Here is a 14,653-nt window from a genome sequence, read left to right as displayed (position 1 = left end):
GGTTGCTTACCCTGCTTCCGGGGCTCTTTTTTACGTCCCGCCACGCCTGCCCCTTGTCATGCAAGCAGTTTATGTAATTGCACTGCAACGCAGTATTTGTGACATAGCGTCAACATCCTGTTTTCCCTCGCGTAAGCTCTATGGCTCACTCGCTGGTATCAATGCGCGGGGATTACATAACAATAATAGAGGTTGTATCGCAGTGAATAGGGTTATGTTGGGTAGCGGCCTGCTGCCGCTTTGTTTTGGCAGTATCGTCACGGTATTACCGATTTTCAGTGCACCCGCTTACGCGCAGTTAGAGGAGGTGGTCGTCACGGCCAGGCGCCGGGAGGAGAGTCTGCAGGACACGCCGATTTCTGTTTCGGCGATCGGGGCATCGGCGCTGGAGGATGCGGGCATCACATCGCTGGCGGATGTTAAGAACATCGTGCCGAATTTGCAGATAGCGCCGACGGCGACCAAAAGCCAAGCGATTTTTGTGCGGGGTATCGGTCAGCGCGCCTCAACACCTGAGCTCGACCCAGGAGTAGGCCAGTATTTGAATGGTATTTTCATCGCCCGTCAGGACTCTCAACTCCTAGATGCGGTTGATGTTGAAAACATCCAGGTATTGCGCGGGCCACAGGGCACGCTGTTTGGTAAAAACAATACCGGTGGCGCGATGCTGGTGACCACGGTTGCGCCAGATTTTAGTCGCCCGAGCGGCAGCGCCACGGTCACTGCCGGCTCTCACGGCCGCCAAGATATTAAGGCCAGCGTTAATTTGCCATTGATCGAAAATCAAATGGGCCTGAGGCTCAGTGGCACCGTGCGGCGCCTGGATGGCTACGTTAAGAATATTGTCGATGGCACACGCTTTGGCGATGAGGATCGGCAAGCGGTGTCTGCGCGGCTATTGTGGGACCTTACCGAGAACCTGCAACTCGATGTCTTCTCATTCTGGAGCTCGCAGGATGAGAAAGGGCAGGCGAACAATTGCGAAGTAATCAATGCGCAAGCGGCGGTGGCCACATTCTTTGTTCCCCAGCAGCCTGATAATTACGCCCAGCGATGTCAGCAGCAGGAGGGCTTGGCTGAGCAGCGCAAGGTGGCGATCAACACCGAAGCCAGTTTTTATCGCCAGCAGTCACAGCTTCACGCGATAAAGCTGAATTGGCATATGGGGCCGCTTGACCTTGAGTCGATCACCGCCTACAGCCGTCAATATGGCTTGGGTAAGCAGGAGGACGTTGACGGCAGTGACTTTAGCCTCGTGCACAATGGTGAGCGTTTGGCATTAAAAGCCTTGACGGCCTCCGGCGTCGACCCGGATCAAGAAACGCGTTACCAACTCAGTCAGGAGCTGAAATTCAACGGGCGGTTTTTCGAGGACAAGCTCGACCTGACGTTTGGCGCCTTCTACTCTGCAGAGCGCATCGATGGATTTCCCTACCCACAAATTATTGGCGCCAACGGGGTTCTGGGTATTCCCCCGGAATTTCTGCTGAGTAGTGCCGCAGGCGTTGCGCTGCCTGGGGTCGATTTACTGTCGGCGGCTGCCAATAACCTTGTGCTGCCGCTGCTGTCAGCGTCGGTCAATTTAAGCTATATCGAAAATGAAACACGTGCGCTGTTTGTACAGGGTAGTTACGATCTTACGTCCCATCTGCAACTAACGCTGGGTGTGCGTTACACCGAAGATGATAAACAGCGGGAGATTGCTTTATACAACGCCGATTTCAATGCCTTTGGGCTGCGTGAGGGGCTTATTCATGCTCAGGGCGGCATCTATAACCCAGTGCCCAGAGCGTACTTTGACAATATCGACTTTGCACAACCCATTCCGTTTCTCGCGCCGGTGTCGACGTCATCCGAGCTGTCCTTTGACCAGGTTTCGCCAGCGTTGACGGTGAGCTATATCTGGGAGGAGGCGGACATCGCGGCGATCGGCCTCAATAGTTTGATGACCTATGTGACCGTCAGCGAGGGCTATAAATCGGGCGGTATTGGTCTGCGGGGGCGACGCCTCAATGAGTTCGAGCCAGAGGTGGTGGAGAACAGTGAGGTCGGGTTTAAGCTCGATGCCCTCGATTCGAGTTTGCGTCTCAATGGTGCGATCTACCATATGAGCTACGACCAAATCCAAGTTCAGCAGGCTGAGACGGGGCCCGGTGGGCCGACCGATGTCATCCTGTTTTTGGATAACGCGGGTTCTGCCGTAGTGCAGGGCGCCGAATTGGAGGCAACCTGGCTCTACGAGGGGCTACAGGTCAATGCCAACGCCGGCTATACCGATGCCTATTATCGGGATTACACGGTATTTTTAGCCGACGGCTCCAGCTTTGATCGCAGTGCCGAGCCCTTTGCGGTGGTGCCAAAAAACACCCGCTCGCTCGCCGTGCAATATCATTGGCAAACGCGCTTTGGCGCGTTCATTCCGCGGCTGCATTACTCTTACCGCTCGGAAATTTTTGTCGGCTTGGATGCCAAGGCCAATCTCTACGATGGCGCGACCCTGGGCGGGCAGGAGTTGTATAACGCACGCCTGACCTGGCTGCCCGACGAGAAGCTGCGTGTGGCGATGTACGTGAACAACCTGAAGGACTCGCTGTTTTTTGGCGGCGGGGTGGCACTGGGTGACAATCTTGGCACAACCACGAAGGCGCAGTTGCCGCCGCGTCACTACGGCCTGGAAATTTCGTATCAATGGGATTAATCGAGGCTGCCAAACAAGCCAATGAAATAACGGTTGAGCAGGCCGTGGCAGAAGCCGAGGCCTCTGCTGAGCGACTCTTGAGTATGGCGAGGGCAATAAATGCGAGGCAGTGCCAGCCGGACACCTGGTCCTGTCGCCGGCAGTGGTGTGCAGATGCCGGGACCTATGTCTATCACAGTCATATCGCTGTGAGTGGTCAGGATCGCGAGCGACTGCATTGGCTGAGCAATGTGTTTTTTCACGCGGCTAGCCTGCACTGCCAACCTTGGTACCCGCAATTTAAGGGGGGTAAACGCCAGGTGTTGGCCAGTCCGCCCGTGGGGCAGGTTGTCGATCATCAACTGTGCTGGGGGCGCTTTGACCTGGGGCTGCCAAGCCTGCGCTATTACCGGCAATTACTGTCTTTGCTTCGCCCGGCAGATGACGCTGCGGTAATCGTTGCCCGCTCCGTGGACCAAGGCCCGGCGCTGCCACCTAAGGCCAAGCTGGCTTATACGCTGTCGCCCAATGGTGAGGTTTTGCTGTGGCGCGACGATCAGCTGCACTGGCACCATATCTGCTGTACCCCCGGGGCGGGTATTTTGAATGGTTCTGCTGACCGCTGGCTGATAAATGCCCTGCGGTGGCTGCGCTTAGATCAGTCGGAACGGCGCACCTATCGATGTGAAGCGGAGCAGTTGCGAGACTGGTTACATGCCGGTCAGCCGAGTGTCTCGCCGGCGATCCTTGCATAGCACGCCAGTGCGCGATAGCTGAAGAGTGGAGCATGGAAGAGGTGGCGCCCCGGAGAGGATTCGAACCTCTGACCTGCCCCTTAGGAGGGGGCCGCGCTATCCAGCTGTGCCACCGGGGCGAAAAGCGCAGCGGGAGATTCTACTGACTCTATCTGCGTGGCGCAAAGGCTTCGTCGGCGGTTCGTTATTTAATGAGCGGCTCGCTGTAGCTGTGCTCGATATCCCAAGGGAAATGTATCCAGGTATCTTGAGCGAATTCGCGGGTGTAGTACTCGGCCAGCGCCATCGCCTGAGGTTTGGCGTAGATGGTGACGAATGTGGCCTTGGGCAGCAGCTCGCGGGCAATTTTTGCAGTGCCTCCGGTATCGACGAGGTCGTCAACCAGCAGATAACCGTCACCGTCACCTTCCACTGATTTGAGAATACTAATCTCGCCCTGCTTGTCGTGGTCGTAACTGGCGATACACAGGGTGTCGACTACGCGAAGGTTGAGTTCGCGCGCGAGAATGGCGCCCGGCACCAAGCCACCGCGGGCGATACTGATAATGCCTTTCCACGGCGTGGCGGTGAGTTTACGCGCAAGGTTACGGGTGTCGCGGTGCAGTTCGTCCCAAGTTAGGTAGTACACGGGCGTTTCGCTGGTCGACATGCTGAGATCCTGGCTGAGTGTAGGGAAAGGCAGTAGGGCGCGATTTTGCAGCAAGCGTGGTGCCCGGGCAAGAGCGGAGATGCTTGTGTCAAAATACCGACATGCTGGTGTGGTTATGCTGCCCGGGCTTGGCTATAGTCAAAAAAACGACAACGGCAAACAGAGATAATGTGGCACCCATGCCAACGCGCATCCAGTTACTCATCGACGCAGATCCCAATATCATCGCCCACTATCGCCTGTTGTTAGAGGCAGTAGACCCAAACCAGCAACGGGTGACCTGCGTTGAGGAATTGGCACTGGCGAATGCAGTGTTATTAGCCGACGGCGCGCGCCTTGCGCCCGAAGCGCTCGACGAGCGTCCCTGTCTGCTGGCGGGTGTGCTGGCTCAGCAAGGGCGGTGGCCGAACTGCGTGGCCTGTATTGACGCTCCGGTATTTGATTCGCTACTAGAGGGCTTGGGGCGCCTGGGGTCGATACTCGGCGATGCCCCGTCGGACATTGATCACGGCTTAGTCGCCAGCAGCCCGGCAATGCAGGAGTTGACGCACCTGCTAGCCCAAGTTGCCGACAAATCGGTAACGGTGCTGATTAACGGTCCCTCCGGCGCGGGTAAGGAATTAGTTGCACAGGCAATACACCGACTTTCTTCCAGAAGCTCTGGCCCCTTTGTGCCGATCAATTGCGGCGCCATTCCCCGAGAGTTATTAGAATCAGAATTGTTTGGGCATGAGCGCGGCGCGTTCACTGGTGCGATTTCTAGCCGCGCCGGTCGCTTTGAGCTGGCTGACGGCGGCACTTTGTTTCTGGATGAGATTGGCGACATGCCGCTGGACATGCAGGTGAAGATTTTGCGCGCTATTCAGGAGCGCAGTTTTGAGCGTGTTGGTTCCAGCGAGAGCCGCAGCGCCGATGTGCGAATCATCGCCGCGACGCACCGGGATTTGCCGGCAATGATCGACGCGGGGGAATTTCGCGAAGACCTTTACTACCGCTTGAACGTTTTCCCGCTGCAGGTTCCTGCCTTGTCCGAACGTAAAGAGGATATTCCCGCCCTGGTGCGCGACATCATCCGCCAGCTTGCCGACGACGGTTTGGGCACCCTGGCGCTAGCGCCGTCTGCAGTCGCTTCTCTGCAGGCTCACTCTTGGGCGGGCAACGTTCGAGAGTTGGCAAATTTGCTGGAGCGGCTGCTGATTATGTACCCCGACAAAGTGGTGGGGCGCCAGGACTTGCCTGACGCCTACCGCGGTGCTGAGGTGGTGTGGCAGCCACCAGCGCGCGTTGAAGTGCGCACGAGCGGGGCGGCAACCGCCGTTGATGAGCTTCCGGTTGAGGGTGTATCACTCAAGGAAGAGGTGGCTGACTTTGAGCAGCGACGGATTCAACAGGCCCTTCGGGCGGCAGATCATGTTGTAAGCCGGGCGGCGCAGCTGCTCGGCTTGCGGCGAACCACGTTGATCGAAAAAATGCGCAAGTACGGCATGTCTGCCGACGTTTAACATCCGCCGAACAGCTCAATCCAGTTGCCGTCAGGGTCGCATACAAAGGCGAAGCCAATGTTTTCAGCAAAGCGGGTAACATCGACGGCAATCCCGACATTGGCCGCTTTGAGCTGGGCGATAACGCTGTTCAGGTCGGCGACGCCAAAGCTGATATAGCGATAGCCGCAGGCAGCGTGGCCACCGCCAGGAATACATTGCTCGGGCGTTTGGTCACCGTAGTTCACCAGCTTGATGACTGCCGTGCCCAGTCGGTAGCGGTGCATTGTTCCGCCGGGGAAGTCGAGCTTGCCCTCGAAGGCCAAGCCAAGGGTGTTGCCATAGAAGTGACACATGGTGTCGATGTTGTGAGTGACGATGCCGACTTCAATTGTTTCGCTAAGTGCTGTCATGTGAGACGCCTCGATCTTTTTCTTTCAGGCTACCAGAGCGCCTGTACTGACGGCAGGCTTAGCTGGCAAATCTTCATAACAGTTTGAACTGCTTAACCACCGGCAAGTTTGACGGTGTAGCCGCGTTCTTCCAATAGGCGCTTCAGGGCTTGGCGCTGATCCCCTTGGAATTCTAGTTGTCCGTCCTTTACCGCGCCGCCAATACTGAGCTTTTGTTTTAACTCCTTGCCGAGTTTTTTCAGGGCGGCGTCGTCTAGCGGTATGCCGCTGACAATACTCACGCCCTTGCCTTTGCGGCCTTTGGTTTCTCGACGAATACGCACAATGCCATCGCCGCTGCGGGCGCTGCGTTCAGCGTCGGCGTTGATATCTTTGCAGCGGCACTGTTGTTGGGCTTCTCCACATTGTGGACACATCCGGCCTTGGTCTGTGGAGTAGACGATGCGTGACATAAAGAGGGTTCACTCGAAAAATTCTGATGCAAAAAAGTATAATAACCAGCGAGGGCGGTATAGTAGCCCACGATTTTTTCAGGAGCCTGCACCGATGTCCAGTCGCGAAACAGAGCAGCTAGTGGAGCTGCAAACTCAGTTGGCCTATCAGGAAGACTTACTCAATGCGCTTAACGACAGGGTAAGTGAGCAGGACGGCGAACTGCGTATTTTGCGACAGCAGCTGCGCCAATTAGCGCAAGCCAGTCGTGTAATGCGTGAAACGATGGAAGAGCAGGGCTTGGCTCAGCCCGGCTTCGCGGCGGATATGGAGAAGCCGCCGCATTATTAACCCAGTGGTAACGGGCGCTAGTCGACGACCGAAACTTCCTCGGCCTGCGGACCCTTTTCGCCTTCGCTGAGCACAAACTCCACGAGTTGTCCTTCCATCAGGCTGCGGCGGCCTCGGCCTTTGCCACGGATAGAGCGAAAGTGAACGAATACATCGTCACCCCCCTCACGAGTAATAAAACCATAGCCCTTGCTTACGTTAAACCATTTTACGGTACCGCGCTCGCGCTTGCTGCCTAGGGCGTCAATGATGCTGGGTAGTCGTGGAGAAAGCAGCATGGCAAATAGTAGCGCTGCAAATACAAGAGCTGCGGGCAGTGCTGCCAGGCTAGCGAGCCCCAATTTGGAGAGAGAAAATACCGTCAGTGCGCTGAGCGCCGCAGAAATAATAATTCTTAGAATTAACAACATAACAATACAGAACCAAAAATAAATAAACAAAACAATGAATTAAGGGCCGGCAATATCGGCCACAGCCGGCGGAGTATAGCACCCCAATTACAGTTCGTCGCCGTGCAACGTACTGAGCTTGAAGCGGCGTGACAGCAACCAATCGGTAACGCGGCTGGGCAACTTACTGAGTGAATACAGCCGCCGATGCCCGTTAGCAACGCCCACATAGGCGGGGCAGCGTGATTGTTCGCTGGCGTCGAAGATACGCTTGGCAACGTCGTCGGCATCACTCGCGTTTTGCTGGGACAGGCTTGCTCGCTCGGCTATGGCTTGTTGCAGTGGCTGGTAGGGCCCCTGTGTTTGCTGTGGCGTCAATTCAGATTCGGCGCGTTCAGCGAATTTCGACCGGATGGCGCCTGCTCTAACCACCATCACTCGAATGCCAAAGGGGGCTAATTCCATGCGCATGGCATCGCTCAACGCGTGCAATGCAGCTTTGCTGGCGCAGTAGCTGCCGGCAAAGGGCGTCACCAAACTTGCTGACACGCTGCCGATGTTTACAACCGTGCTCCCGCGCTTTAATGACTGGCGTGCAGACTGAACAAGCTCAAGCGGCGCGATGCTATTGGTTTGGAATTGCTCGGCGAGTTTTTGTGGGCTGATTTCCAGCATCGGCCCCATCAGGCCAAAGCCCGCGTTATTAATCAATAGATCAATCTGGCCGAACTCCTCGTGCAGCTGAGTGCAAAGCGTTCGAATGTGCTCGGGGTCATTGAGGTCTAATGCGCGCTTGTGAAGGCGAGGGTGCTCCAGCGTAATCGATTCGGGCCTGCGGGCGGTGGCAACCACGTGGTAGCCGCGGGCAAGGCCCTGTTCGGCAAGTGCTTTTCCCAAGCCGCTCGAGCAGCCGGTAATCAGCGCTAACTTAAATGAATCTGTCATGGCAACGCTCCATATGCGGGGTGTTTCATCGCGGTAAATCGCAGGCCTACGTTAGTGGAACTACGCATTTTTATGCACCACGCGCTGGGAGATGATGCGCTATATCCATGGGTGTTGGCAACGATGAGCCTTCAGCAAATGAGGGAGGGATGATATGCGTGCAAGCACCACTGCGCGTCGGTATGTTGTGCGCCGTTGTGCCTTTCGCTTGGTGTGGTCGGCGCTGTTGGCAACAAGCCTGGCGGTAGGAAGCGCAAGGGCTGAAATTACTGGATTTATCGAGCGACCCGTCCCGTTTGCTGAGACCTTGGCAGAAGTCGACTATTTACTTGACCATGGTGCGGTCGTTCCGCGTTTCTTCGACCTGCTGGAAAACTCCGATCTCGCCGCTTTTCAGGCGCTTCAGCAGCAAATGAGCCGGGCGCTGCCTCCGTTGGCAGCACTACAATCGCTCGGGGGAGAACAGCAAGCCCTGCTATCGCTGCAATCTATTGTGTCCGCCTACTCGGCTTACAAGGTGGGGAATGCCGCCGCCGTTCCACTCAATGCTGAATTGGATCAGCGCATTGTTATCGATGCGCTCAGCAAGCTGCATGATCAGTTAGTTGCACAGATCGCGCGGGATGAAAAACGCTGGCAGAGCGCGCAACGCAACCGCTTGTTGTTGCTATTCGCATTGGTGGTCATCGTATCAGCGGCGGTAGTGCTGGCCGTGTTGCTGTCGCGGCGTCAACGCACGGTATCGGCCTTGAAGGCCAATGTTGAAACGGAGGTATTGCGCCGCCAGACCTTGATGGCGTCAATTCCTGGTGCGGTATTGATATGCGACGAGCAAGGGATGTTGATTGCCGCCAGCGAAACCGCATCCAAATTACTGGGCTATCGGAATGCCGCATTGATAAAGCGCTCTCTGCGCAGCTTGTTTGCACCGCGATTCGAACACAAATATGAGTTTTTGATGGAGTCCTCGTCAGACCAGGATGCCAGCTTTAAAGGCATCGAGTTGATGTTGATGAGTCATTCCGGCAGTGAAGTGGCGGTTGAGCTATACCCCGGTTGGTACACCGATGCAGATGGCAGCCGTCGCCTGTTGTTATTGATTCGCGACATGAGTGATCAGTACCTGATGCACGAACAATATCAGCATAGCCAGCAGCGTTTTGACCTGGCGGTTATGGCCTCACACGATGCCATATGGGATTGGGACTTGCTCGCAAAGGAGGTGTACTTAAGCCCTGCGTGGCTGAAAATGGTCGGGCTGTCTCGCTGTGACGAGCGCGACGGTTTACGCGTGCTGATGAACAGTATTCCGGAAGCGGATCAGCAACGGCTGAATCCGGAATTTATCGCGTTTTTGAAGAGTGATGACAAACTGTTCTCTGGGGAGCACAAGATACGTCGTCGGGACGGTTCCGTGCTTGAAGTGAGTTTTCAGGCGGCTGTGCAGCGCGATTCTGAGGGACGTGTTGTTCGTATGGTGGGTGTTCAATCGGATATCAGCGCGGCGAAGCAGGCAGAGCGACAGCTGCTTGCTGACAAGCATGGGCTTGAAGATCGCTTGCGGTTGCAAAGCATGCAACTCGAAGAAGCGAATCAGCGGGCAGAGCAGGCCAGTAATGCCAAGTCGGCCTTTCTGTCGGTAATGGGGCATGAGTTCCGCACCCCGATGAATGCTGTGGTGGGTATGACTGACCTGTTGTCAAAGTCGGCCCTGAACCGCGAGCAGCGGTTAATGCTCGATACCATTCGCCGTTCCTCTCAGAGTCTATTGGCAACCCTCGACAACATTATCGACTACTCACTGCTTGAAACCGGTGACGTGACATTAGAGGAAGAGAATGTCCAGCTGTGGGATTACCTGGAGGGAGTTGCCTTGGCGGTAGCGCCCATGGTGGCCAGGAATCAGCAGCAGTTTCTGTTGCGCATCGATCCGCGGTTGCCAGAGCAATTGTTTACCGACCCCATTCGCTTGCGGCAATTACTGTTAGTGTTGCTTGAGAATGCGGTTAAGTTTTCTGTTTACAGTACGCCGAGAGGCATTATTGAGCTGCAAGTGCGTCCCGCCAGCGACGTGGAGCGGCAATACTACGACTGGGCCGAACTTGTCTTTGAGGTTCACGACAACGGTGTGGGGATTCCCGAGCAGGGCAGTCGCGAGTTATTTCGGCCCTTTGTGCAGGCAGAAAATTCTCGAAACCGTCGTTTTGGCGGGGTGGGCTTGGGGCTGGCTGTCGCCGAAAAACTCGTGTCTCTCATGCGCGGGCATATCCTGGTGAGTAGTGTGGACGATGCCGGTAGCTGCTTCTCGGTGCTGTTGCCCGCGCAACAGCTGGAATTGAATCATGCGGATGTCGACGCCGCTGGCCTGTCGATTATCGCGCTGGTTAGTGATGAGCGGTTGCGCTTATCGCTGTCGGCGGCGCTGAGCCGGCGAGGTTGGCGTGTTCACTTCGTTACCGATGTGCATGGCCTGCAAAAACACTTGGCCAAGATACCAGACGCCTCGCCGCAGTTGGTAATTAGTGAGCGACGTGAGGCCTGCTTGGAAGCGTTGGACGCCGTCATCTATTTGCGAGAGCGGCCTGAGCGCGAAGAGTCGCTGCCGGCGGCGAGTGAGCGCGTCGTATTAACTAACCCACTGTTACCATCGCAACTTTACCGCGCCATTGATGCCGCTATACCGTCGGAGCAGGGCCCCGACACGGCGGCCAGGCTCAGACCTTGAGCACGTCCTCGGCTTGCAGTCCTTTGGGGCCTTCTACAAGTTTGAACTCGACATTCTGGCCCTCGTCAAGGGTGCGATAGCCGTCCCCCTGAATGGAGCGAAAGTGGACAAATACGTCCTCGCCTTCGTTTCGGGTAATAAAGCCAAACCCTTTGGCGTTATTAAACCATTTCACGGTGCCAGTTACGCGGTCGCTCATTGCTTATCCTCTTTGTCGCAGTCGGGTCGCATAAAGGTGCTTTCGGTCGGGCGGCGAGAAAATTGCCACCAGTCCGGGAAAAAGAGATAGGAAGCGGGCAGAGCGGTCTGCTTCGGGGCGGGGAGCCGGGCTTGCCGGTTGTCAGCGAAACGAGAAAACATCACAGTTGGGTGAATAGCGCTGCCGAGATTGCTGTTTACTATAACGACTCCAGCGCTGTTGTCCATGCTTTGACCCATTCATTTGGATCAAAGCATGGCAATGAGGCGTTACAGCGCCTCTATTTCGCCGCGTTGCTCAACGAGTCGCAGGCGGGCATGCTGCTGGCCTTGCAGCTTTTCTTTTTCCTTCTCAACGACCGCTGCCGGTGCCTTGTCGATAAAACCGAGGTTCCCCAGCTTTCCGCTCAAGCGCTGGATGTCCTTGTCCAGTTTGGCAATTTCCTTGTCGAGGCGAGCCAGCTCCGCGGCTTTGTCAATGAGGCCTGCCATCGGGACGAGAACCTCCATATCGCCAACCAGCTGTGTAGCGGCCATTGGCGCTTGCTCGCCGTCGCTCAGGGCGCGAATATCGTCCAGTTTTGCCAGTTTTAGCAGGAACTGCCTATTGGCTGCCAGGCGTTGGCTATCTTCGTCGCTGGTGTTGCGCAGCAGCACATTGAGCGCTTTCGAGGGGGGCACGTTCATCTCGCCGCGAATGTTGCGTATTGCGGTGATAACAGCTTTTAACCATTCGGCATCGCTAAGGGCCTGCTCGTCAATGCCTTGGTCATTTGAGCAGGGATAGGGCTGCAGCATAATGCTGCTATCGCCTGCATTAATGCCGGCAATTGGGGCCACACGCTGCCAAATTTCCTCGGTGATGAAGGGCATAAAGGGGTGAGCAAGGCGAAGGGTTGCTTCAAGAACCTGGATGAGCGTACGCCGCGTGCCGCGTTTCGCTTCGGCGCTGGCGTTGTCGTCCCAAAGGACTGGCTTGGAGAGTTCCAGGTACCAATCGCAGTACTCGTTCCAGATAAATTCATAGACCTCTTGAGAGGCGTGATCCAAGCGGTAGGCGGCCATCGCATCAGCCACTCGCCGCTGCGCTTGTTCCAGGCGCGCGCAGATCCAGCGGTCGGCGAGGCTGAGTTCGACGGGCTCATTGCCCGTGCCGCAATCTTCGCCCTCAGTATTCATCAACACATAGCGGGCAGCGTTCCAGATCTTGTTACAGAAATTCCGGTAGCCCTCTAAGCGTTTCATGTCCCAGTTGATGTCGCGGCCGGTCGAGGCCAGCGAGTAGAGGGTAAAACGCAGTGCATCGGTGCCGTGGGCGCCAATACCCTCAGGAAAGGCTTTACGCGTTGCTTTGCCGATTTTCTCGGCAAGTTGAGGCTGCATCATATTGCCGGTGCGTTTTTGCAACAGGCTGTCGAGGTCAATGCCGTCGATCATGTCCAAGGGGTCGAGGACATTGCCCTTGGACTTGGACATTTTTTGCCCTTGTTCGTCGCGTATCAAACCAGTGACGTAAACCGTCTTGAACGGGACTTGGGGGCTGCCGTCTTCGTCTTTCATAAAGTGCATGGTCATCATGATCATGCGAGCGACCCAGAAGAAGATAATGTCGAAGCCGGTTACCAACACATCGGTGGGGTGGAAGGTTTTCAGGCGCTCGGTCGCCTCCGGCCAACCGAGGGTGCCAAAGGTCCACAGCGCGGAGCTAAACCAGGTGTCGAGTACGTCTTCATCCTGCTGCAGCGCCAGCTCGGGGGGCAAGCCATACTTGCTGCGGGCTTCTTCTTCATTGCGGGCCACATAGATATTGCCCTCGCTGTCATACCATGCGGGCACGCGATGGCCCCACCACAGCTGGCGAGAAATGCACCAGTCTTGGATGTCCCGCATCCAACTGAAATACATATTTTCATACTGCTTGGGTACAAATTGGATGCGGCCGTCTTCTACGGCGGCAATGGCGGGCTCGGCTAATTTTGCCGTCGCCACAAACCACTGGTCGGTGAGCAGGGGCTCGATCACCAGGCCTGAGCGGTCGCCTCGGGGGACTTTCAGCGCGTGATCGTCGACTTTTTCCAGTAGGCCTGCTGCGTCTAAGTCGGCGACAATGGCCTTTCGCGCGGCGTATCGGTCCAGCCCTGCATAGGCCTCAGGCAGGCCGGCATCTAATTCATCGTTCGCGCTACTATCGCTGTTGTAGACGTCTGCGCGGCCGAGGATGGCAGCGTCCTGATCCATAATATTGATCATTGGCAGCTTGTGACGCTGGCCAAGTGCGTAGTCGTTGAAATCGTGCGCGGGGGTGATTTTTACACAGCCAGTGCCGAACTCGCGGTCGACATAGTCGTCGGCAACGATGGGTATGCGGCGGCCGACCAGCGGTAGCTCAATAAATTTACCGACCAGCGACTGGTAGCGCTCGTCTGCGGGGTTTACCGCGACGGCGGTGTCGCCGAGCATGGTTTCCGGGCGGGTGGTGGCAACGACAAGGTGGCGGCTGCCATCGGCGGTTGTTTCGCCGTCAGCCAGTGGGTAGCGGAAGTGCCAGAGATGACCATTCTCGTCTTTGTTTTCAACTTCCAAGTCGGAAATGGCGGTGTGGAGCTTGGGATCCCAGTTGACCAGGCGCTTACCGCGGTAGATTAATTTGTCGTCGTAGAGGCGAACGAAGACCTCTTGAACGGCCTTGTAGAAGCCCTCATCCATGGTAAACCGTTCGTTTTGCCAGTCGACAGAGGCGCCGAGGCGACGCAGCTGGCGAGTAATTGTGCCGCCAGACTCCTCTTTCCATTCCCATACCTTGTCCAGGAAGGCGTCGCGGCCCAGGTCGTGACGGGTCTGGCCACTTTCCGCAGCGAGTTTGCGCTCGACGACCATCTGGGTGGCAATACCTGCGTGATCGGTTCCCACTTGCCACAGCGCCTTGGCGCCTTTCATGCGCTGATAGCGGGTGAGCGCATCCATGATCGAATCCTGAAACGCATGCCCCATGTGAAGGCTGCCGGTGACATTGGGAGGTGGGATCATGATGCTGTAGGCAGGGCCATCTCCGGCGGGGGAGAAATACCCTTTTTCCTCCCAGGTCTGGTACCACTTGCTTTCAATGTCCGCAGGCTGAAATGTTTTATCCATGGGTTTCCGTTCGGCGATAACTGTTGGGCGCAGAGCGCGGGAAGGCGCTAACGCAAAAAGGCGATAAGTATACTGAGTTTTGGTCCTCTGGGCCAAAGCGCGAGAGGATTGTTTGGAGAGGTTTTACGCCGGGGGCGAGCGCCGGTGCTCTGGCGCGCTGCCTTAGCGCTGACGGCTTTGTTGATACCAGCGCTCGAGTACGTCGCCGTCGAGCTTAAGCAGACGCCTGCGAAGTTCCGCTTCTATGTCGGGCAGCATATCGTCGATCAATTCTTGTAAAAAAATCTCCCTGCTGTGGTCGTCGTCACCGCCGGCCAGCCAGTCACTGCTGTTACTGGCTGTTTGTTCTGCGCTATCTGAAGGCTCGGCGGGCTCGGTATCGGGCGTGTGGATAATGTCGTTCAGCACCGGGATGTCGTCGCCGGTGTCACTGAGAACGGTTTTTAATGATTGCAGTTCGTCTAACAGGGGAAGTTGTTCGTCGTTGGTTTGGCTCATTGCAGTCC

13 protein-coding genes and 1 tRNA gene are annotated in these 14,653 nt (G+C 56.4%); 5 read left to right on the top strand and 9 right to left on the bottom strand.

What is annotated here, in order from left to right; all coding sequences use genetic code 11:
• The first annotated feature begins 202 nt into the window (after positions 1-202).
• Entirely contained in the window at positions 203-2,698 is a 2,496-nt protein-coding gene (locus HNR64_RS07320) for a TonB-dependent receptor domain-containing protein (protein WP_204995868.1), read from the top strand.
• Complete coding sequence (locus HNR64_RS07315) at positions 2,689-3,432, top strand: hypothetical protein (protein ID WP_204995867.1); 744 nt, start codon at positions 2,689-2,691, stop codon at positions 3,430-3,432. Before HNR64_RS07320 ends, HNR64_RS07315 begins: the two co-directional genes overlap by 10 nt.
• Positions 3,433-3,474: 42 nt before the next feature.
• Here HNR64_RS07315 and HNR64_RS07310 read toward each other — a convergent pair.
• Both HNR64_RS07310 and gpt read right to left on the bottom strand, forming a co-directional pair.
• A tRNA-Arg gene (locus tag HNR64_RS07310) sits at positions 3,475-3,551 on the bottom strand.
• A 65-nt stretch (positions 3,552-3,616) separates the two neighbouring features.
• On the bottom strand, positions 3,617-4,081 hold the full coding sequence (gpt, locus tag HNR64_RS07305; protein ID WP_027873691.1) for a xanthine phosphoribosyltransferase: 465 nt from the start codon (positions 4,079-4,081) through the stop codon (positions 3,617-3,619).
• 179 nt (positions 4,082-4,260) lie between these two features.
• On the opposite strand from gpt, the gene HNR64_RS07300 reads away from it, so the two are divergent.
• Positions 4,261-5,583: a sigma-54 interaction domain-containing protein gene (locus HNR64_RS07300; protein WP_239547688.1), complete on the top strand. Its 1,323-nt coding sequence runs from the start codon at positions 4,261-4,263 to the stop codon at positions 5,581-5,583.
• Here HNR64_RS07300 and HNR64_RS07295 read toward each other — a convergent pair.
• Both HNR64_RS07295 and HNR64_RS07290 read right to left on the bottom strand, forming a co-directional pair.
• Positions 5,580-5,975 (bottom strand): VOC family protein, encoded by a 396-nt coding sequence (locus HNR64_RS07295; RefSeq protein ID WP_204995866.1) that lies wholly within the window; start codon positions 5,973-5,975, stop codon positions 5,580-5,582. The two genes, HNR64_RS07300 and HNR64_RS07295, sit on opposite strands and share 4 nt — an antisense overlap.
• A 92-nt stretch (positions 5,976-6,067) precedes the next feature.
• On the bottom strand, positions 6,068-6,427 hold the full coding sequence (locus HNR64_RS07290; RefSeq protein WP_204995865.1) for an SUI1 family translation initiation factor: 360 nt from the start codon (positions 6,425-6,427) through the stop codon (positions 6,068-6,070).
• 94 nt (positions 6,428-6,521) lie between these two features.
• On the opposite strand from HNR64_RS07290, the gene HNR64_RS07285 reads away from it, so the two are divergent.
• Complete coding sequence (locus HNR64_RS07285) at positions 6,522-6,758, top strand: SlyX family protein (RefSeq protein ID WP_204995864.1); 237 nt, start codon at positions 6,522-6,524, stop codon at positions 6,756-6,758.
• A 17-nt stretch (positions 6,759-6,775) separates the two neighbouring features.
• Here the strand turns inward: HNR64_RS07285 and HNR64_RS07280 are convergent, their stop codons facing one another.
• Together HNR64_RS07280 and HNR64_RS07275 are read right to left on the bottom strand one after the other, a co-directional pair.
• A complete protein-coding gene (locus tag HNR64_RS07280) occupies positions 6,776-7,036 on the bottom strand; it encodes a cold-shock protein (protein WP_204996052.1) in 261 nt (86 codons plus the stop codon).
• 219 nt (positions 7,037-7,255) lie between these two features.
• Positions 7,256-8,092, bottom strand: a complete 837-nt coding sequence (locus HNR64_RS07275; RefSeq protein ID WP_204995863.1) for an SDR family NAD(P)-dependent oxidoreductase — start codon at positions 8,090-8,092, stop codon at positions 7,256-7,258.
• A gap of 154 nt (positions 8,093-8,246) precedes the next feature.
• Between HNR64_RS07275 and HNR64_RS07270 the strand changes: the two genes are divergently transcribed.
• Positions 8,247-10,817: a sensor histidine kinase gene (locus tag HNR64_RS07270; protein WP_204995862.1), complete on the top strand. Its 2,571-nt coding sequence runs from the start codon at positions 8,247-8,249 to the stop codon at positions 10,815-10,817.
• Here the strand turns inward: HNR64_RS07270 and HNR64_RS07265 are convergent.
• The 3 genes from HNR64_RS07265 to HNR64_RS07255 form a co-directional block, all read right to left on the bottom strand.
• Positions 10,807-11,016 (bottom strand): cold-shock protein, encoded by a 210-nt coding sequence (locus HNR64_RS07265; RefSeq protein ID WP_204995861.1) that lies wholly within the window; start codon positions 11,014-11,016, stop codon positions 10,807-10,809. The genes HNR64_RS07270 and HNR64_RS07265 overlap by 11 nt on opposite strands.
• A 269-nt stretch (positions 11,017-11,285) precedes the next feature.
• Positions 11,286-14,147: a valine--tRNA ligase gene (locus HNR64_RS07260; RefSeq protein ID WP_204995860.1), complete on the bottom strand. Its 2,862-nt coding sequence runs from the start codon at positions 14,145-14,147 to the stop codon at positions 11,286-11,288.
• Positions 14,148-14,309: 162 nt separating this feature from the next.
• Entirely contained in the window at positions 14,310-14,645 is a 336-nt protein-coding gene (locus HNR64_RS07255) for a hypothetical protein (RefSeq protein WP_204995859.1), read from the bottom strand.
• Positions 14,646-14,653 lie beyond the last annotated feature (8 nt).

The organism is Spongiibacter marinus (assembly GCF_016906995.1).
Lineage (GTDB): Bacteria > Pseudomonadota > Gammaproteobacteria > Pseudomonadales > Spongiibacteraceae > Spongiibacter > Spongiibacter marinus.
The sequence above is the reverse complement of the archived record's forward strand: the minus strand, read 5'-3'. Positions and strand labels throughout refer to the sequence as shown.